Consider the following 18,935-nt stretch of genomic DNA (forward strand, 5'->3'; position numbering starts at 1 on the left):
GCCAAGGCTCAGGTGCGCGCCAAGGTCGAGCATCCGTTCCGGGTAATCAAGCGCCAGTTCGGTTACACCAAGGTGCGCTTTCGCGGCTTGGCCAAAAACACGGCGCAACTGGTGACACTGTTCGCTCTGTCGAACCTGTGGATGGCGCGCCGACATTTACTGGCGAATGCAGGAGAGGTGCGCCTGTAATGTGGAAAATGGCTGCCGCGAGGTGCTCGCGGCGGCTAAAAACACAGAAATAAGCGGGTGATCTGAGCGTTTTTGATCGATTTGCCGCTTTTAAAATCGGCAGGGGCTGAAGTCAGCCAGAAATACACAACTACTTCAGACCATCCCTAGCTTTCCGCCAACGCTATTGGCTTCCAGCTTCCAGCTTCCAGCTTCCAGCTTCCAGCTTCCAGCTTCCAGGTCAGGTTTTGCCTGCCTCCGGACTGCTACTGGCATTTCCCTTGCAAGCCGAGCGGCGCTTCACTAGAATGGCCGCCCCAAACCCTATGTTCCACTCCTTGCCAGACTGTTTGGGCAGCTGGCTATAACCCGTAAGGAGCTTATATGCGTCATTACGAAATCGTATTCCTGGTTCACCCGGACCAGAGCGAGCAGGTTAGCGCGATGGTTGAGCGCTACAGCAAAGTGATCGAAGAAGACGGCGGCAAAGTACACCGTCTGGAAGATTGGGGCCGCCGCCAGCTGGCTTACCCGATCGACAAGATCCACAAAGCTCACTACATCATGATGAACGTTGAGTGCAGCGCCAAGGCACTGGATGAGCTGAGCGAAAACTTCCGTTACAACGATGCCGTTATCCGCAACATGGTCATCCGTCGTGACGAAGCCGTTACCGAACAGTCTGACATGCTCAAGTCCGAGGAAAGTGGTCGTGGTGAGCGTCGCGAGCGTCGCGAGCGCAACGACGACAACGATTCCAACGACAATGCTGACAACAGCAACGACGCCGACGACAACGGTGACGACGAGTAAGTTTTTTCAGTTCCCATTCCAGAATTAAGGAGACGCTGCCATGGCACGTTTTTTCCGTCGCAGAAAGTTCTGCCGTTTTACCGCTGAAGGCGTAAAAGAGATCGATTACAAAGATCTCAACACTCTGAAGGCCTATGTCACCGAGACCGGCAAGATTGTCCCGAGCCGTATCACCGGTACCAAGGCCAAGTACCAGCGTCAGCTGGCCGTTGCTATCAAGCGCGCCCGCTACCTGGCTCTGCTGCCTTACACCGACGGCCACGGTCGTTGATTGGTAGCCAAAAGTAATTGATCGGGAAGCCGAATCGGCATGCAGGGGCTCGCTGAATTCATAATGCGCGGTCGTCGGCAAGCCACCCTGGTGGTGGGTTTGTCAGTCGCCGTCCCCCTGTTGTTCTGGTTCGGTGCAGTAGTACTGGCGCTGGTGCTATTGCGCCGCGGTTGGTCGGAAGGTATGTCGGTTGTGGTCTGGGGCGCGCTGCCCGCGCTGGCCTGGGCCCTGATAGGCGATCCGACCCCGCTGCTGGTACTGCTGGGTAGTGCCGCGCTGGCGCTGTTATTGCGTCAGCGCAGCGAATGGTCGCTGGTAGTCATGGCGACAGCGCCGCTGGGGCTGGTGTTTGCCCTGGTGTTGATGGCGACGTTACAGGCGCCCTTGCAGCAGCTGGCCGAGCAGATTCAGGCGGCCCTGCCGCAGATGCTCAGTGAGCTGGGCGAGGTTGACGAGGCAGCGCTTGCGCGCCTCCAGACCATGCTGGTGCCGTTGCTGGCTGGCCTGATGGGTGCAACCCATGCGGCCATGACGCTGGTTAGCCTGATACTGGCGCGCGCCTGGCAAGCCCGGTTGTACAACCCGGGTGGATTCCGCGAGGAGTTTCACCGTCTGCGGTTGGCACCCTGGATGGGCGTGGTGCTGGTCCTGGCCGTGTTTGGCGGGCCTCAGGTCGATGGCCTGGTGTTGCTCGCGCCGGTTGCTACCGTGCCGCTGCTGTTTGCCGGCCTGGCGCTGGTACACGGCGTAGTCGGCATCAAGCGTCTGGGTATCGGCCCGCTGGTGGTGCTGTATGTGGCGTTACTGTTCGTGTGGCAAGTGCTGTACCCCCTGATCATGATTTTGGCGTTTATTGATAGTCTGTTTGATTTCCGTTCCCGCCTTAAGCCGGTTTCCGGCGGCGGCAACGATGACTCAAACGGTCAAGGTTGAATTAAAGAGGTCATCGCAATGGAAGTTATCCTGCTCGAAAAGATCGCGAACCTGGGTAACCTGGGCGACAAAGTCGCTGTTAAAGCTGGTTACGCTCGCAATTTCCTGCTGCCCTTCGGCAAAGCCACTCCGGCGACTGCTGACAACGTAGCTGCTTTTGAAGCACGCCGCGCTGAACTGGAAAAGATCGCTGCCGAGAAGAAAGCCGAGGCTGAAGCCCGCGCTGCCAAACTGGCTGATCTGACTGTCACCATCGCTGCTAACGCTGGCGAAGAGGGCAAACTGTTCGGTTCCATCGGTACTCGTGACATCGCCGACGCTGTGACTGCAGCTGGCGTTGCCATCGAGAAGAGCGAAGTCCGTCTGCCCGACGGCGCGCTGCGTACCGTTGGCGAGTTCGACATCGATGTGCAGCTGCACACCGACGTTGACGCTACCGTCAAGCTGGTTGTTGTAGCCGGCTAATAACGATTGGCCTCGCGCTATCCGCCTTGAGCGGATGATTTGCCGGGGCTTTGTCGTTAGACTTCAACACGGCGCCTGTCTGCGGACAGGCGCCGTGTTGCATTTCTGATCAGGCTGTTTTGAGCGCACTCCCATGACCGAATCACTGTACACCGACCGTCCCGAGCTGGACCTGCAGACCGCTGCCTTGAAGGTGCCCCCGCACTCGATTGAGGCCGAGCAGGCAGTACTTGGCGGGGTGATGCTGGACAACATGGCCTGGGAGCGAGTCGCCGAGCAGCTGACTGACAGTGATTTTTATCGCCACGACCATCGGTTGATCTTTCAGGCGCTGGTGCGCCTGGCCTCGCGCAACCTGCCGTTTGACGTGGTGACCCTGGCTGAAGAGCTGGACAAGGAAGGGCTGACCGATCAGGTGGGTGGTCTGGCCTACCTCGGGCAACTGGCCAAAAATACCCCCTCGGTAGCCAACATCAGTGCCTATGCGCAGATCATCCGCGAGCGCTCCACCCTGCGTCAGTTGATCAGTGTCAGCACCGAGATTGCCGATACCGCCTTCAACCCCAAGGGTATGCAGGCGACCGAGGTGCTCGATGATGCCGAGCGCAAGATTTTCTCGATTGCCGAGAGTCGGCCCAAGACCGGTGGCCCGGAAGGGGTCAATGCGCTGCTGACCAAGGCGATCGATCGCATCGACACGCTGTTCAACAGTGAAGGCTCCATTACCGGCCTTTCCACCGGCTTTACCGAGCTGGACAACATGACCTCTGGCTTGCAGCCGGCTGACCTGATTATCGTCGCTGGTCGTCCGTCGATGGGTAAAACCACCTTTGCCATGAATCTGGTTGAGAATGCGGTGATGCGCAGCGACAAGGCGGTGCTGGTGTTCTCGCTGGAGATGCCAGGTGAGTCGCTGATCATGCGTATGCTGTCTTCGCTCGGCCGCATCGACCAGACCAAGGTGCGCTCCGGCCGCCTGGATGATGAGGATTGGCCGCGTCTGACCTCGGCGGTCAACATGCTCAACGACCGTAAGCTGTTTATCGACGACACCGCAGGCCTGTCGCCGATGGAGATGCGTACCCGAGCCCGTCGGATCGTGCGTGAGCACGGCGACCTGGGGTTGATCATGATCGACTACCTGCAGCTGATGCGTATCGGCGGCGCCGCATCGGAAAACCGCACCAACGAAATTTCCGAAATTTCCCGCTCGCTCAAGGCGCTGGCCAAGGAGTTCAACGTCCCGGTCATTGCCTTGTCGCAGCTCAACCGCTCGCTTGAGCAGCGACCCAACAAACGCCCGATCAACTCCGACTTGCGTGAGTCTGGTGCGATCGAGCAGGACGCCGACGTCATCATGTTTGTCTATCGTGATGAGGTCTATCACCCCGACACCCAGGACAAGGGTATTGCGGAGCTGATTATCGGCAAGCAGCGTAACGGCCCCATCGGCACGGCACGGATGGCGTTTCTGGGCAAATACACCCGTTTTGAAAACCTCGCACCGGGCTCGTACTCCGGCTACGGGGAGGAGTGAACATGGCCGTCTCTATTCCGGTCGCCAAGCATCAGCTGTTCGACTATCCGCGTTATTGGGCCGAGTGCTTTGGCCCGGCGCCATTCATGCCGGTCAGTCGCGAGGAAATGGATCAGCTCGGCTGGGACAGCTGCGATGTGATCATCGTCACCGGCGATGCCTATGTCGACCATCCGTCGTTCGGTATGGCAGTCATTGGCCGTCTGCTGGAAGCCCAGGGCTACCGCGTCGGCATCATCAGCCAGCCTGACTGGCACAGTAAGCAGGACTTCATGAAGCTGGGCAAGCCCAACCTGTTTTTTGGGGTGGCTGCCGGCAATATGGACTCGATGATCAACCGCTACACGGCTGATCGCAAGGTACGTTCCGATGATGCCTACACCGCCGGCGGACAGGGTGGCAAGCGCCCGGATCGCGCCAGTCTGGTCTACAGCCAGCGCTGCCGGGAGGCTTTCAAGGATGTGCCGATTGTGCTCGGTGGTATCGAAGCCTCGCTGCGGCGTATCGCCCACTATGACTACTGGCAGGACAAGGTGCGGCACTCGCTGCTGGTCGACGCCAAGGCCGATATCCTGCTCTACGGCAACGCCGAGCGGGCTGTTGTCGAGGTAGCCCATCGCCTGAGTCGCGGTGAGCCGATTCAGGACATTACCGATGTGCGCGGCACTGCGTTTATTCGCCGCGATACGCCCGAAGGCTGGTTTGAGCTGGACTCTACCCGCATCGACCGGCCCGGCAAGATCGACAAGATCATCAACCCTTACGTCAACACCCAGGACACCGCTGCCTGCGCAGTGGAGCAGGCCAAGGGGCCGGAGCCCGAGTCGGCGGCTGACGAGGTTCAGGTAATCGAACTGCTGCCGCACCCGCGCCTTGAGCGTGACCGTACGGTGATCCGTCTGCCGGCCTTCGAGAAGGTCAAGGGTGATCCGGTGCTCTACGCCCATGCCAACCGCGTGCTGCATCTGGAGACAAACCCTGGTAACGCTCGCGCGCTGGTGCAGCGTCACGGTGATCGCGATGTCTGGTTCAACCCGCCGCCGATTCCGCTGAGCACCGAGGAGATGGACTACGTCTTCGGCTTGCCCTACGCGCGGGTGCCGCACCCGGTTTATGGTGGCGAGCGTATTCCGGCCTACGAGATGATTCGCTTCTCGGTCAATATCATGCGCGGCTGCTTTGGTGGTTGTACCTTCTGCTCGATCACCGAGCACGAAGGGCGCATTATCCAGAACCGTTCGCACGACTCGATCATCCGTGAAATCGAGGACATGCGTGACAAGGTGCCGGGCTTTACCGGGGTGGTCTCCGATCTGGGCGGCCCGACTGCCAACATGTACCGCATTGCCTGCAAGAGCCCGGAAATCGAGGCGGCCTGTCGCAAGCCCTCGTGCGTGTATCCGGGCATCTGTGACAACCTCAATACCGACCACTCCTCGTTGATCGAGCTGTACCGCAAGGCGCGCGCATTGCCGGGGGTGAAGAAGATCCTGATCGCCTCGGGCCTGCGCTATGACCTGGCGGTCGAGTCGCCGGAGTACGTCAAGGAGCTGGTGACGCACCATGTTGGGGGCTATCTGAAGATTGCGCCCGAGCATACCGAGGAAGGGCCACTCAGCAAGATGATGAAGCCCGGTATCGGCAGCTATGACCGCTTCAAGCAGATGTTCGAGAAGTTCTCGAAGGAAGCGGGCAAGGAGCAGTACCTGATCCCTTACTTTATCGCGGCCCACCCGGGCACCACCGATGAAGACATGATGAACCTGGCGCTGTGGCTCAAGCGCAACGGCTTCCGCGCTGATCAGGTGCAGGCGTTTTATCCCTCGCCCATGGCCACGGCAACCGCCATGTACCACTCGGGCAAGAACCCGCTGCGCAAGGTGACCTACAAGAGCGACTCGGTGGGTACCGTCAAAGGCGAGCGTCAGCGTCGTCTGCACAAGGCGTTTCTGCGCTACCACGACCCGAACAACTGGCCGTTGTTGCGTGAAGCGCTCAAGAGCATGGGGCGCGCTGACCTGATCGGCAACGGCAAGCACCAGTTGATTCCCAGCTTCCAGCCGGCGGTGGGCAGCTATCAGAGTGCGCGGCGCAAGAACTCTACCCCAACCGGCAGCAAAAAGGCCGGCCGTACGCTGACTCAGCACACCGGTTTGCCGCCGCGCGAAACAGGTGCTGGCAAGAGTCAGAGCAAGCGCTCGCGCAACGGCAGCGGGGCAGGGCGCAAGAGCCGCTGAAGGTTGGCGCTATTGCGCCTATAGCGGCTTTCAAATAGCTCGGGTTGTCCTATGCTTCTAGAGTGGCGTCTGTAAAGCGTGGCCAGTGGGCCGCGCTGCAGAGCTGTTCTGGAGGTGGCTCATGTGGAATGACATCTGGCTGAACTGGTGGGCAGACTACGCCGGCGCAACTGCTGCGTAGCGATCTCTTGAGTTGGCCCAGCCTGCTGTATTACAGCAGGCTGAGGGTGTCGTTCTTCAACGCGCGCCAGTGCTGCAGTTGTTCGCGCAGCTGGTTGAGCTCGACGGGCTTGGCCATGTGGCCGTTCATGCCGGCCTTGCGCGCTCGCTCGCGGTGCTCCGGCAGAATGTGAGCGGTCAGCGCAATCACCGGGATGGGCTGGGTGCCGCTGCGTTGCTCCCAGCGACGTATCTGCTCCGCGGCAGTAAAGCCGTCCATTTCCGGCATCTCGCAATCCATCAGCACCAGATCAAAGCTTTGCTGCTGCACGGCCTCGACCGCCCGGGCGCCGTTGTCCACCGCCGTTGCCGACACCCCGAGCTTGGCCAGCATGCCTAGGATTACCTTGGTGGAGATGGCGTTGTCTTCGGCAATCAGAACGCGGTAATCCCCATCCATGCCGCTGTCCTGCTCGGTTTCGTGCTGGTCGCGATCAGCGCTGTCGCCGGACGCCGCGCGGCGCTGACTCCACTCGTCAATCAGGGTTGTACGCAGGGTGTAACCGGCAACCGGCTTGCTGAGAATGCGGCGAATGCCGGCATTGCGAGCAATCACTCGGCTGGGGACCTGATTGATGCCGGTCAGCATGATGATCAGCAGGTCATTGCCTAGCACAGCGTCATCCTTGATGCGGCTGGCCAGTTCGACGCCGCTCATGCCGGGCATGGACTGATCAAGCAGGATGATGTCGAAGGGGTTGCCCAGGTTGGCCTGGTTGCGCAGCGTGGCCAGCGCCTCGCGACCGCTTGAGGCGCTCTGGGCGCGCATGCCCCAGGCGGTGGTTTGCTGTTGCAGTACCTTGCGGCAGGTAGCGTTGTCGTCAACGATCAGGATGCTGCGGTCAACCAGGCTGCGGCCCTCGGCAGAGGCCTCTTCAGCCGGGTTGTCCAGATGGGTTGCCGGCAGGGTAAACCAGACGGTGTTGCCCTGCTCGCCGCTGGCCTTGATACCGATCTGGCCGTGCATCATGCCAATCAACTGGCGGGTGATGACCAGCGGCAGTTTGCCGTCGGTGTCGGACTGGTCGAGGAAGCGGGTGACCTTGAAGTCGCTGTTGAGCAAGCTGTCACGGGCTTCTTCGGGCATGTTCTCGCCGGTGTCCTGCACGGCAAAGCGCAGCTGCGGGGTGTTGTCGCGTTTCTCCAGGCCAACCACCAGCAGTACCTCGCCCGAGTCGGTCTGATGCAGGGCGTTGGCCAGCAGGTTCATCAGCACCTGCCGCAGGCGGGTCGGATCGCCCTGCAGTGTACGGGGCACCTCCGGGTGTACAAAGCCGATCAGCTCGACACCTTGTGCCTCGGCGCGTATGCGATAGATGTCCAGACAATCGTTGACCAGTGCATGCAGGTCAAACTGTACGCGCTCCAGCGTCAGCTGGCCTGATTCCAGGCGCGACATATCGATAATTTCGTTGATCAGGTTGAGCAGGTCATTGCCCGAGCCGTGAATGGTTTGCACGTAGTCGCGCTGCTTGGCCGACAGAGCGGTGTCCAGCAGCAGCTCACTCATGCCCAGCACGCCGTTCATGGGGGTGCGTATCTCGTGGCTTATACGGGCCAGAAACTCGGCCTTGGCGCGCTGCTCGGCGCGAGCGGTGGCGCTGTCCTGGCGCTCGCGAATGCGGCGCGTGAGTTGCAGTTGCAGGCGGCGGTACAGGCTCCAGCTGAAGCTGACCAGCGCGCTCCAGAGCAGCAGATCAGCCAGGTAGGCGTGTGGCAGTTGCTTGCCGACGTACTCGGCAACCAGGCCCTGTCCCAGCAGAAGCACGGCGCCAAAGCTGAAGGGGCGATCCCACTGCTGTTGTGTGGTATGCACAATGCCAAGAATGATCAGCATGCAGGCTGGCAGGCCAATCAGAACGAGGTTTGAGATAAAGCGGAACAGGGGCGGGAACGCGGCGGCGATGGTAACCAGCATGGCGCTGGCGATGGCCAGGCCATACACGCCGCGTTGCAGCCCCTTGGTCTGTCGCCCGCTGAGCTGGCTGAGCAGTAACAGGGCCAGCAAGGGGTAGGCGCTTAACAGCAGTATCTGCCCCGGTTGGCCGTGCAGCTGCGGCAGCAGGCTGACGATCCAGTTCAGGGCTGTAACGTTGCTGGCGGCGAGTACCAGGCCTGCAGCCGCCAGCAGCAGGTGGAATGGATCGCGTCCGATCAGGCCGTGCAGCATGCCATGCAGGAACAGGGCAAGCAGCAGCCCCACCAGAATGCCCTGGACGGTCTGCTGCATGGAGTGCTCTGCCGCGGCGGCGGCAATATCCTGCAATACGATGCGAGCAGCCAGCGGGTAGTCGTTTCTCAGGCGCAGTAGCAGGGTGTCGCCGGCGGCGCTGCTGCCATCGAGCGGGAATGCGTAGCCGTGAAAGGGCAGCGGGCGGCTGCTGAAGGGCTGGCTGGTGCCGGTGCGGTAGAGCTGGCGCGGCTCGTTCTGGGTCAGGCGGTAGACTTCAATCAGGCCGATAGCGGGGTTATCGATGGTCAGCAGCTTGTCCTGGACTGAGTCGAGGGTAAATTCGACCCACAGGGTGCCGTTGTTGCCGGGCAGGCGCAAAGGGCCTTCCGGCGCCGGAATAAAGCGGTTCGCGTAGCGATTGGAGAGAATGTCCTGCAACGTCAGATCGCCACCGGGGTCGACGAAGGTACGGTAGGCAGGCGTGCTGCTTTCAACCGTATCAACCCAACTGGTGAACGTGAAGGCGATGCCGAGCAGCAGGGCGAGCAGCAGTGAACTGACTGGCTTCACGTGGGGTCCTGTCCTTGGTTTGGATATCCGGTTTCAACGATTCGTCGGCCAGTATAGCCCAGTGTGGACTCGCTCGAAACGGATCAAGCGGACAGTCTGTTGTCTGTCTGTGCGCTTTTGCTCGCGTGCATGTTATTGGCAGGCAGTTGAGCCCCTGCGCTGGGCGGTAAATTGGGCGGGTGCGCCCGTTGGCATGCCTGAAAACCCCGCTGGACGGGGCACAGGCATGCCGGCTGGTACTCAGCTTTCGCGGGCGATGGCGCGGTAGCCGATGTCCTTGCGGTAGAAGCAGCCGTTCCAGCTGATCTGCTCCGCCAGGCGATAGGCACCCTGCTGGGCTTCGCGCACGCTGTTGCCCAGTGCGGTGGCGCACAGAACGCGGCCGCCGCTGGTGGTCACTTGGCCGTCTTTCAGCGCGGTGCCAGCGTGGAAAACCTTGCCGCTGTCGCTGACGGCGACATCCAGACCCTGGATCACGTCACCTTTGGCATAGTCAGCCGGGTAGCCGCCGGCAGCCAGCACGACGCCCAGGCTGCAACGCGGATCCCACGTGGCGTCGACCTTATCCAGGGTGCCGGCGTTTGCCGCTTCAATCAGCTCAACCAGGCTGGACTGCAGGCGCAGCATGATCGGCTGGGTCTCCGGGTCGCCAAAGCGGCAGTTGAACTCGATGACCTTCGGGTTGCCGGCTGCATCAATCATTAGGCCGGCGTACAGAAAGCCGGTGTAGACGTTGCCTTCAGCGGCCATGCCGCGCACGGTCGGCCAGATTACCTGGTCCATTACGCGCTGATGCACGTCGCTGGTGACAACCGGAGCAGGGGAGTAGGCGCCCATGCCACCGGTGTTGGGGCCGGTGTCGCCGTCGCCAACGCGCTTGTGATCCTGACTGGTGGCCATGGGCAGCACGTGCTCGCCATCAACCATGACGATAAAGCTGGCTTCTTCGCCATCCAGGAATTCTTCGATGACAACGCGTGAGCCGGCCTCGCCAAAGGCATTGCCGGCCAGCATGTCGCGTACGGCGGCTTCGGCTTCATCAAGGGTCATGGCAACGATCACGCCCTTGCCGGCTGCCAGGCCGTCGGCCTTGATGACGATGGGCGCGCCTTTCTCGCGCAGGTAGGCCAGTGCGGGCTCGACGTCGGTGAAGTTCTGGTACTCGGCGGTCGGGATCTGGTGGCGGGCCAGAAAGTCCTTGGTGAAGGCCTTGGAGCCTTCCAGCTGCGCGGCGCCGGCGGTGGGGCCAAAGCAGGGCAGGCCGTGCTCGCGGAAGCGGTCAACAACACCGGCGACCAGCGGGGCTTCCGGGCCGACGATGGTCAGGCTGACGTTGTCCTTGGCAAAGGCAACCAGCTGGTCCAGAGCCAGCACGTCGATGGCGACGTTTTCACATTTGGCTTCGATCGCGGTGCCGGCGTTGCCCGGCGCGACAAAGACCTTCTCGACGCGCTCGTCCTGCGCCACTTTCCACGCCAGCGCGTGCTCGCGGCCGCCGCTGCCGATAATCAGTACGTTCATGTAACTCTCCTGTGGAGAGAGCTGCAAGCTTCAAGCTTCAAGCTGCAAGGGAAAACGCCTTACGACGTGCTCCTGCTTGCAGCTTGCGGCTTGCGGCTTGTGGCTCAGGGATTAGTGACGGAAGTGGCGCATGCCCGTAAATACCATTGCCATGCCGGCTTCATCAGCCGCATCGATCACTTCCTGATCGCGCATGGAGCCGCCCGGTTGGATGACGGCGCTGATACCGACCTTGGCAGCGTTGTCGATGCCGTCGCGGAACGGGAAGAAAGCGTCGGAGGCCATGACCGCGCCGGCAACCTGCAGGCCGGCATGCTCGGCCTTGATGGCAGCGATGCGAGCGGAGTTGACGCGGCTCATCTGGCCTGCGCCGACACCGATGGTCTGACGGCCCTTGGCGTAGACAATGGCGTTGGATTTGACGAACTTGGCGACTTTCCAGGCGAAGACCAGATCGTGGATTTCCTGCTCGGTCGGCGCGCGTTTGGTCACCACTTTCAGGTCGTCGGCGGTAATCATGCCGATATCACGGCTCTGCACCAGCAGGCCACCGTTGACGCGCTTGTAGTCCCAGTCGGCCTGGCGGTCGGTACCCCATTCGCCGCACTCGAGCAGGCGAACGTTGGCTTTGGCGGCGACGGCGGCGCGGGCCTCAACGCTGATGCGCGGGGCAATGATTACCTCAACAAACTGACGTTCAACGATGGCGGCAGCAGTGTCGCCGTCCAGCTCACGGTTGAAGGCGATGATGCCGCCGAAGGCGGATTCGCTGTCGGTTGCCCAGGCCAGGTCATAGGCCTTGCGGATGCCGCCTTCATCTTCCGGTACAACGGCAACGCCGCAAGGGTTGGCGTGTTTGACGATAACGCAGGCCGGTTTGGTGAAGCCCTTGACGCATTCCAGCGCGGCGTCGGTGTCGGCCACGTTGTTGTAGGACAGCTCTTTGCCCTGCAGCTGGGTGGCGGTGGCGATGCTGGCCTCGGCCGGTGCTGCTTCCTTGTAGAAGGCGGCGGCCTGGTGCGGGTTTTCGCCGTAGCGCATGTCCTGCACTTTGATGAACTGGCTGTTGAAGGTGCGCGGGAAGGCGGCGCGGTCTTCGGTGCTCAGGGTGTCGCGGGTCTGCTCGATGGTGCCCAGGTAGTTGGCAATCATGCCGTCGTAGGCCGCAGTGTGCTCGAACGCTTTCAGTGCCAGATCAAAGCGCTGGGCGTAGCTCAGGCCGCCGCTCTTGAGAGCGTCGAGGATGCTGCTGTAGTCGCCGGCGTTGACCACGATGGCAACGTCTTTGTGGTTCTTGGCGGCGCTGCGGACCATGGTCGGGCCGCCGATGTCGATGTTCTCGATGGCGTCAGGCAGGGTGCAGCCGGGCTTTGCTACCGTAGCGGCGAAGGGGTAGAGATTGACTACGACCATGTCGATGGGCTGGATGCCATGCTCGGACATAACGGCGCCGTCGATGTCACGGCGACCCAGGATGCCGCCGTGGATTTTCGGGTGCAGGGTCTTGACCCGGCCGTCCATCATTTCCGGGAAGCCGGTGTAGTCAGCGACTTCAACAGCCTTGATGCCCTGCTCGCAGAGCAGCTTGTAGGTGCCGCCGGTGGAGAGGATTTCAACGCCCTGGGCGCTCAGCTCGCGGGCAAAATCGACGATACCGGTTTTGTCAGAAACACTGATCAGCGCGCGGCGTACCGGCTGGCGGGTAGTTTGGTCGGTCATCTTGGATCCAGGCTAGGTTCAAAAAGTCAGCTTCAAGCTACAAGCCTCAAGCTTCAAGTGGAGACAATTCTGGCTTGCGGCGTCAGAGCAATCCGTACTGTTTGAGCTTTTTGCGCAGCGTGCCGCGATTCAGGCCCAGCACCTCGGAGGCGCGGGTCTGGTTGCCCTTGACGTAGTTCATTACGCTCTCGAGCAGCGGCGCTTCGACTTCTGACAGCACCATGTTGTAGACGTCGGTCACGTCCTGGCCCTCAAGGTGCTGAAAGTAGTTGTGCAGGGCGTCCTCGACGCTGTCGCGCAGCGTTTTTTGATCGCGGGTGTCGTTGATCCCGCTGGGGGGGAGGGTGGATTGACTGCTGTCGCTCACAGTGGGGTTTCCATCAGGTAGGGTTGTGTCGAAATTCATGCTGCCAGATCTCCGTCCAACAGGCGGCTGAAGTAGCCGGCAATGGCGCGTGCCTGCTGCTCAGCGTCGGTGATGCGGTTAAAGTCGCGGCGAAACTCGCTGGCTCCCGGCAGGGTCTGCAGGTACCAGCTGACGTGCTTGCGGGCGATACGGGCGCCGTGTTCAGCGCCATAGAAGCCGTGCAGCGCCTCAAGGTGCTGCATCAGAATCTGCTCCTGCTCGGCGAGCGCAGGCTCGGCCAGCAGCTCACCGCCGCGCAGGTAATGGTCTATTTCACGGAATATCCAGGGACGCCCCTGGGCGGCGCGGCCGATCATTACTGCATCGGCTCCGGTGTGCTCAAGTACCTTGGCGGCTTTTTGCGGGCTGTCGATGTCGCCGTTGGCAAATACCGGAATCGAGATGCTTTGCTTTACCGCTGCGATGGTGTCGTACTCGGCATGGCCGGTGTACAGCTCCGAGCGCGTCCGGCCGTGCACGGCCAGCGCCTGAATGCCGCTGTCTTCGGCAATACGCGCAACACGCAGGGCGTTGCGGTTCTCGGGGTCCCAGCCGGTGCGGATTTTTAGCGTGACGGGAATGTCCACCGCCTGCACCACGGCTTCACAGATGGCGGCTACCAGCGGCTCATCGCGCAGCAGGGCGGAGCCGGCTGCCTTGTTGCAGACCTTCTTGGCCGGGCAGCCCATGTTGATGTCGATGATCTGAGCGCCAAGCTGGGCGTTCATGCGCGCGGCCTCGGCCATCATCTCGGGGTCGCCACCGGCGATCTGTACCGAGCGTGGTTCGGGTTCGCCGTCGTGCTGCAGGCGCAGGCGGGATTTGCGGCTGTTCCACAGGCGGGTATCGCTCGTGACCATCTCGGATACCACCAGACCGGCGCCCAGGCGGCGGCACAGCTGCCGGAAGGGCTGATCGGTAACCCCGGCCATGGGGGCCAGAATGACGCGATTGGCTAACTGGTAAGGTCCGATACTGATCACTGCTGGTCCATCCCTGTAATGCCCGGTGGTCTGTGCTTTAACAACGGCACGGCATCCCGTCCGGAGTCCCGGTCAGGGTGATGAAGTGCGAAAAGGGTCGCCATGATACCCGCAAAGTATGGCCGGTTAAAGACTGTACTGGGCGTTTTTTGTACAGCCAGTTTAGGTCAGCTCCCGGCGAATGTGCTCGGGTAGTCGACGAAAGGATGACTCCCTGACGGCGTCATTGTCAGGGAGCCACAAAGTCCAGCTGGTAGCTGACGGCCGCGCTGCCCGGGGCGACCATGTTCAGGGCTATATGGATAGGGGTTTGCGACGGCATCAGGTTGCGCCCGGCCAGCTCGCCGGCCAGGTACTCCTCGGGGCGGAAGTCCTTGCTGCTGACCGTCTCGCCTCGGCTGTTGCTGAACTGCATGCGGATAACCGGAAAGGGTTGGGAGTAGTCGGCCCGGTTATAGATGATCACGTTGATATCCAGGCTGTTGGGAAACTCCGGGTGTGGCCTGACCAGCAGATTGCTGCTGCGGATCTGGCCGATATCTACGCGGGCCGGCAATTGGCAGCCGGCAACCAGGCAGATGTCTTGCATGACCGGGCGCAGCTGGTTGTCGCGTGCCCAAGCGTCAAAGTTGTAGTAAATGGCCTGGGCTGCCAGACCGAGGATGGCAAGCAGGCACAAGGCGCCCCACAAGAGGTTGCTGCGGGCGCGGCGGCGGCTCAAGGGGGCAGCCAGCTGCAGCGGTTCATCTTCCAGCTCTGGCAGGACGCTGCCATTATCCAGGCGCGGTTCGGTGCGCCCTTCGTTGTCGGTGTCTTGCGCCGGTTCTGGCTGCTCGCTGCTGTCGGCCTGTTCGTCGTTGGCGTAGAGCGGCTCTTCGGGCTGGCCGCGGCGGAAGATGGCGCTGTTGTCGGTGTCCTGCAGGGGCACCTGATGGGCGCGGGCAGGCTTGGCTGGCGGCTCTGCTTCAACCTCCGGCTCGTCTTCCGGTTCTGGCTCGGATGCGAAAACCGGCGCAAAGTCGCGGGCCTTCGGTGTGGCTATAAAGGCTTCGTTCAGATCCAGCTCATCATCGCTGTCGATGCTGCTGAAGCCGGGCTCGACACGCTCCTCGTCCCGGCGGGCGGTCTCGGCGAGGGTCAGCTCGGGCTCGTCATCGTCAAGCAGCTCAAAACTGGCCGGTGTGGGTTCGAGCGGGGCTGGCTTGGGTGGCTCCTCGCGCGGCGTCAGCTCGTCCAGGATCGACTCATCCAGGCCGAGGGCCTCCAGGTCGAGTTCATCCAGCTCCAGATCGTCGTGGATCAGCAGGGTTTGCTGCTTGTCGACAGCTTGACTGGCAGCGGGCTCGGCAGCGGACTGGTTCTGCCCGGCAGTCAGAGCGTTGAACACCTTCAGGCAGGCGCCGCAGCGCACATTACCGGCAGCAGCCTGCAGCTGCTCCTGAGTGAGGCGAAAGTGGGTCTTGCAGAAGGGGCACTGGGTGACCTGCAGTTCGCTCATGTCTGGCCGGCTGTCCTGTTACGTGGAGTAGGTGGCGAAAGCGCCATTTTGCCCGTATTAACCGCGCGCTGTCATCGCCGCTTGCCGCTCACACGAATCCAGCCGTCCTGTTCTGCGACCGGGTCCAGCTCAAAGTCGCCCTGGTAAGCCTGCAGGATCTCGTCGGTCTGTTCTGCAAGGATGCCCGACAGCGCCAGCAGTCCGCCGGGTTTGACCAGGCTGGCCAGTTGCGGCGCCAGGCTGACCAGCGGGCCGGCGAGGATATTGGCTACCAGCACATCCGCGGGAGCTGCGGGCATGCGCTCGGGCAGGTAGAGGTCGAAGTGTTCAGCGGCAATCTGGTTGCGCTGGGCATTGTCGCGTGAGGCTTCCAGCGCCTGAATATCGATATCGGTGCCCACCGCATGCTCTGCACCCAGCAGCAGGCCGGCGATAGCCAGGATGCCCGAGCCGCAGCCAAAGTCGATTAACGTTTTGCCGTGCAGCTGTTGGGCGTCGAGCCACTGCAGGCATAGCGAGGTCGTCGGGTGGGTGCCGGTGCCAAAGGCCAGACCAGGGTCGAGCAGCAGGTTGACGGCGTCCGGTTCGGGCGCGGCGTGCCAGCTGGGCACGATCCACAGCCGCTGGCCAAAGCGCATGGGGTGGAAGTTGTCCATCCAGCTGCGCTCCCAGTCCTGATCCTCGATTTGCTCCAGCTCATGGGCCGGCAAGTCGGCCTGCCACAGCAGGCGCAGGTGCTGCAGCAGCGCCTCGCCGTCGGTGTCGGCCTCGAATAGCGCGAGCAAATGGGTGTTCGACCAGAGCGGTGTGGTGCCCAGGTCCGGCTCGAAAATGGGCTGATCTTCGGCGTCCATGAAGGTAACCGATACCGCCCCCAGCTCCAGCAACTGGTCCTCCAGTGCGGGTGCCTGTTCGGGGGTGATGGCAAGACGGAGTTGCAGCCAGGACATGATTAACCTCAAAAAGCTGGAAGCTTATAGCTTGAAGCTGAAAGAAAAAACCGGGATACGACAATTCGTACCCCGGTATGGATAGCATCGCTAGCTTCTAGCTTCTAGCTTCTAGCTTCTAGCTGGGGGTTACTTCAACCCCAGCTTGTGCTCCAGATAGTGAATGTTGACGCCGCCCTTGCAGAAGCCGGGGTCGCGTACCAGTTCACGGTGCAGCGGGGTGTTGGTCTTGATGCCGTCGACCACCAGCTCGTCGATTGCGTTGCGCATGCGCGCGAGCGCTTCGTCACGGCTGGCGCCGTAGGTAATCAGCTTGCCGACCAGCGAGTCGTAGTTCGGCGGGACCTTGTAACCGCTGTACAGGTGCGAATCAACGCGTACGCCGTTGCCGCCAGGTGCGTGATAGAACGTCACGGTGCCGGGGCTGGGCATGAAGGTGCGCGGGTCTTCGGCGTTGATGCGGCACTCGATGGCGTGGCCACGGATGACAACGTCATCCTGAGTGATGCTCAGCGGCTGACCGGAGGCGACCAGGATCTGCTCCTTGACGATGTCGATGCCGGTAACCATTTCGGAGACCGGGTGCTCGACCTGAACGCGGGTGTTCATCTCGATGAAGTAGAACTCGCCGTTCTCGTAAAGGAATTCGAAGGTGCCGGCACCGCGGTAGCCCAGGTCGATACAGGCTTGAACGCAGCGGGCCTGAACCTCGGCACGGGCCTTCTCGTCGATGCCAGGTGCTGGTGCTTCTTCGATGATCTTCTGGTGGCGGCGCTGCAGCGAGCAGTCGCGATCGCCCAGGTGAACAGCGTTGCCCTGACCGTCAGACAGTACCTGAACTTCCACGTGACGCGGGTTGGTCAGGAATTTCTCCAGGTAGACCATGGGGTTGCCGAAGGCGGCGCCCGCTTCAACCTGGGTCAGCTTGATCGACTTGATCAGCTCGGACTCTTCATGCACAACGCGCATGCCGCGACCGCCGCCGCCGCCGGCTGCTTTGATGATGACCGGGTAGCCAACGCGCTGGGCAATCTTCAGGCATTCGGCTTCGTCTTCGGGCAGCGGGCCGTCGGAGCCGGGCACGGTGGGTACACCGGTTTCCTTCATGGCGGCAATGGCCGACACCTTGTCGCCCATCAGGCGGATCACGGCGGCGCTGGGGCCGATGAAGGTGAAGCCGGAGTTCTCGACCTGCTCGGCAAAGTCGGCGTTCTCGGCCAGGAAGCCGTAGCCGGGGTGGATGCCGTCGGCGCCGGTCACTTCCGCCGCGCTGATGATCGCCGGGATGTTCAGGTAGGACAGGGTCGCCGGAGCCGGGCCGATGCAGACAGATTCGTCGGCCATGGCCAGGTGCATGAGTTCACGGTCGGCGGTGGAGTGCACCGCCACGGTTTTCAGACCGAGTTCCTTGCACGCGCGGATAACCCGCAGGGCAATTTCACCTCGGTTGGCAATAAGTACTTTTTGCATCGCAGCCTCCAGGTTGGGCTCAGGCGATGCTGAACAGCGGTTGATCGAATTCGACCGGCTGGCCGTTCTCGACCAGAATCGATTGCACTACGCCGCTCTTGTCAGCTTCGATGTGGTTCATCATCTTCATGGCTTCGACGATGCACAGCACGTCGCCGGCCTTGACGCTCTGGCCAACTTCAACGAATACCGCAGCAGTCGGAGACGGCGAGCGGTAGAAGGTGCCAACCATCGGCGAGCGTACCAGGTGACCGCTGGGCTCGGCCGGGGCGGCCGGTGCATCGGCTGCAGCCGGGGCAGCAGCGGGTGCGGGGGCTGCGGCCACCGGAGCCGGAGCAACCTGATATTGCGGAGCGGCGACCTGCTTGCTGTGGCGGCTGATGCGCACAGACTCTTCGCCTTCATGAATTTCCAGTTCGTCGATACCGGACTCTTCCAGCAGTTCGATCAGTTTTTTGACTTTGCGAATGTCCATTGATGCATGCACTCCAGATCAGGTTTGCGTAATTCAGTGTTGTTCGATCTTCTCTATGGCTGCCTGCAGGGCCAGCTCGTAGCCCTGGGCGCCGAGACCGCAAATCACTCCTTCGGCAACGTCCGAAAAGTAGGAGTGATGACGGAAAGGTTCGCGCTTATACACGTTGGATAAGTGAACTTCGATGAATGGGATGCTCACTGCGAGCAATGCGTCACGTATTGCCACGCTGGTATGGGTAAAAGCAGCAGGATTGATGATGATGAAGTCGATGGCTTCATCGCCGGCAGCGTGAATGCGCTCAATCAGTTCGTGCTCGGCATTGCTTTGCAGGCTCAGCAGGTGATGGCCGCGCTGGCTGGCGAACTCACGCAGGTGCTGGTTGATCTGCTCCAGGGTGGTGGCGCCGTAAACGCCGGGCTCGCGGCTGCCCAGGCGATTCAGGTTAGGTCCGTGCAGAACCAGGATGCTGGCCATGTTGCGTTGATTCCATAGTGTGACGGGTGACTCGTCGGTCGAGTTTTTTT

General features: G+C 61.5%; 17 protein-coding genes. 7 read left to right on the forward strand and 10 right to left on the reverse strand.

Translation table 11 applies throughout. The features are described from left to right. From BM116_RS03785 to BM116_RS03815, 7 genes are all read left to right on the forward strand, one after another. The coding region (locus tag BM116_RS03785; RefSeq protein ID WP_139222351.1) for a transposase at nt 1-189 on the forward strand (189 nt) is incomplete at its 5' end. Between the two features lie 363 nt (nt 190-552). Next, the gene (gene rpsF / locus BM116_RS03790) at nt 553-981 is read left to right on the forward strand and encodes a 30S ribosomal protein S6 (protein ID WP_083723773.1); all 429 of its coding nucleotides are present in this window, start codon (nt 553-555) and stop codon (nt 979-981) included. Between the two features lie 40 nt (nt 982-1,021). Continuing rightward, nucleotides 1,022-1,252, forward strand: coding sequence for a 30S ribosomal protein S18 (rpsR, locus tag BM116_RS03795; protein ID WP_083723771.1), 231 nt, complete (start codon nt 1,022-1,024; stop codon nt 1,250-1,252). Between the two features lie 63 nt (nt 1,253-1,315). Beyond that, the gene (locus BM116_RS03800) at nt 1,316-2,185 is read left to right on the forward strand and encodes a YybS family protein (protein WP_235846687.1); all 870 of its coding nucleotides are present in this window, start codon (nt 1,316-1,318) and stop codon (nt 2,183-2,185) included. Nucleotides 2,186-2,203: 18 nt separating this feature from the next. Further along, nucleotides 2,204-2,650, forward strand: coding sequence for a 50S ribosomal protein L9 (gene rplI, locus BM116_RS03805; protein ID WP_083723767.1), 447 nt, complete (start codon nt 2,204-2,206; stop codon nt 2,648-2,650). Nucleotides 2,651-2,783: 133 nt separating this feature from the next. Further along, nucleotides 2,784-4,187: a replicative DNA helicase gene (gene dnaB / locus BM116_RS03810; protein WP_083723765.1), complete on the forward strand. Its 1,404-nt coding sequence runs from the start codon at nt 2,784-2,786 to the stop codon at nt 4,185-4,187. A 2-nt stretch (nt 4,188-4,189) separates the two neighbouring features. Continuing rightward, nucleotides 4,190-6,424: a YgiQ family radical SAM protein gene (locus tag BM116_RS03815; protein ID WP_083723763.1), complete on the forward strand. Its 2,235-nt coding sequence runs from the start codon at nt 4,190-4,192 to the stop codon at nt 6,422-6,424. 211 nt (nt 6,425-6,635) lie between these two features. Here the strand turns inward: BM116_RS03815 and BM116_RS03820 are convergent, their stop codons facing one another. The 10 genes from BM116_RS03820 to aroQ form a co-directional block, all read right to left on the reverse strand. After that, nucleotides 6,636-9,386 carry a response regulator gene (locus BM116_RS03820; protein WP_083723761.1) on the reverse strand — a complete coding sequence of 917 codons (2,751 nt, stop codon included), beginning with the start codon at nt 9,384-9,386 and terminating at the stop codon, nt 6,636-6,638. Nucleotides 9,387-9,626: 240 nt separating this feature from the next. Continuing rightward, complete coding sequence (purD, locus tag BM116_RS03825) at nt 9,627-10,907, reverse strand: phosphoribosylamine--glycine ligase (protein WP_083723759.1); 1,281 nt, start codon at nt 10,905-10,907, stop codon at nt 9,627-9,629. Nucleotides 10,908-11,018: 111 nt separating this feature from the next. Continuing rightward, nucleotides 11,019-12,626, reverse strand: a complete 1,608-nt coding sequence (purH, locus tag BM116_RS03830) for a bifunctional phosphoribosylaminoimidazolecarboxamide formyltransferase/IMP cyclohydrolase (RefSeq protein ID WP_083723757.1) — start codon at nt 12,624-12,626, stop codon at nt 11,019-11,021. An 82-nt stretch (nt 12,627-12,708) separates the two neighbouring features. Further along, nucleotides 12,709-13,032: a DNA-binding transcriptional regulator Fis gene (gene fis, locus BM116_RS03835; protein WP_083723755.1), complete on the reverse strand. Its 324-nt coding sequence runs from the start codon at nt 13,030-13,032 to the stop codon at nt 12,709-12,711. Beyond that, a complete protein-coding gene (gene dusB, locus BM116_RS03840) occupies nt 13,029-13,964 on the reverse strand; it encodes a tRNA dihydrouridine synthase DusB (RefSeq protein ID WP_235846697.1) in 936 nt (311 codons plus the stop codon). Before dusB ends, fis begins: the two co-directional genes overlap by 4 nt. A 280-nt stretch (nt 13,965-14,244) precedes the next feature. Beyond that, a complete protein-coding gene (locus tag BM116_RS03845) occupies nt 14,245-15,513 on the reverse strand; it encodes a zinc-ribbon and DUF3426 domain-containing protein (protein ID WP_083723751.1) in 1,269 nt (422 codons plus the stop codon). 71 nt (nt 15,514-15,584) lie between these two features. Beyond that, nucleotides 15,585-16,463: a 50S ribosomal protein L11 methyltransferase gene (gene prmA / locus BM116_RS03850; protein WP_083723749.1), complete on the reverse strand. Its 879-nt coding sequence runs from the start codon at nt 16,461-16,463 to the stop codon at nt 15,585-15,587. A 129-nt stretch (nt 16,464-16,592) separates the two neighbouring features. After that, entirely contained in the window at nt 16,593-17,933 is a 1,341-nt protein-coding gene (gene accC / locus BM116_RS03855) for an acetyl-CoA carboxylase biotin carboxylase subunit (RefSeq protein WP_083723748.1), read from the reverse strand. A gap of 19 nt (nt 17,934-17,952) precedes the next feature. Next, complete coding sequence (gene accB / locus BM116_RS03860) at nt 17,953-18,408, reverse strand: acetyl-CoA carboxylase biotin carboxyl carrier protein (RefSeq protein WP_083723747.1); 456 nt, start codon at nt 18,406-18,408, stop codon at nt 17,953-17,955. A 33-nt stretch (nt 18,409-18,441) separates the two neighbouring features. Beyond that, a complete protein-coding gene (gene aroQ, locus BM116_RS03865) occupies nt 18,442-18,885 on the reverse strand; it encodes a type II 3-dehydroquinate dehydratase (RefSeq protein ID WP_083723745.1) in 444 nt (147 codons plus the stop codon). Nucleotides 18,886-18,935: the final 50 nt, after the last annotated feature.

Origin of the sequence: Halopseudomonas pachastrellae (assembly GCF_900114765.1) — a bacterium.
GTDB lineage: Bacteria > Pseudomonadota > Gammaproteobacteria > Pseudomonadales > Pseudomonadaceae > Halopseudomonas > Halopseudomonas pachastrellae.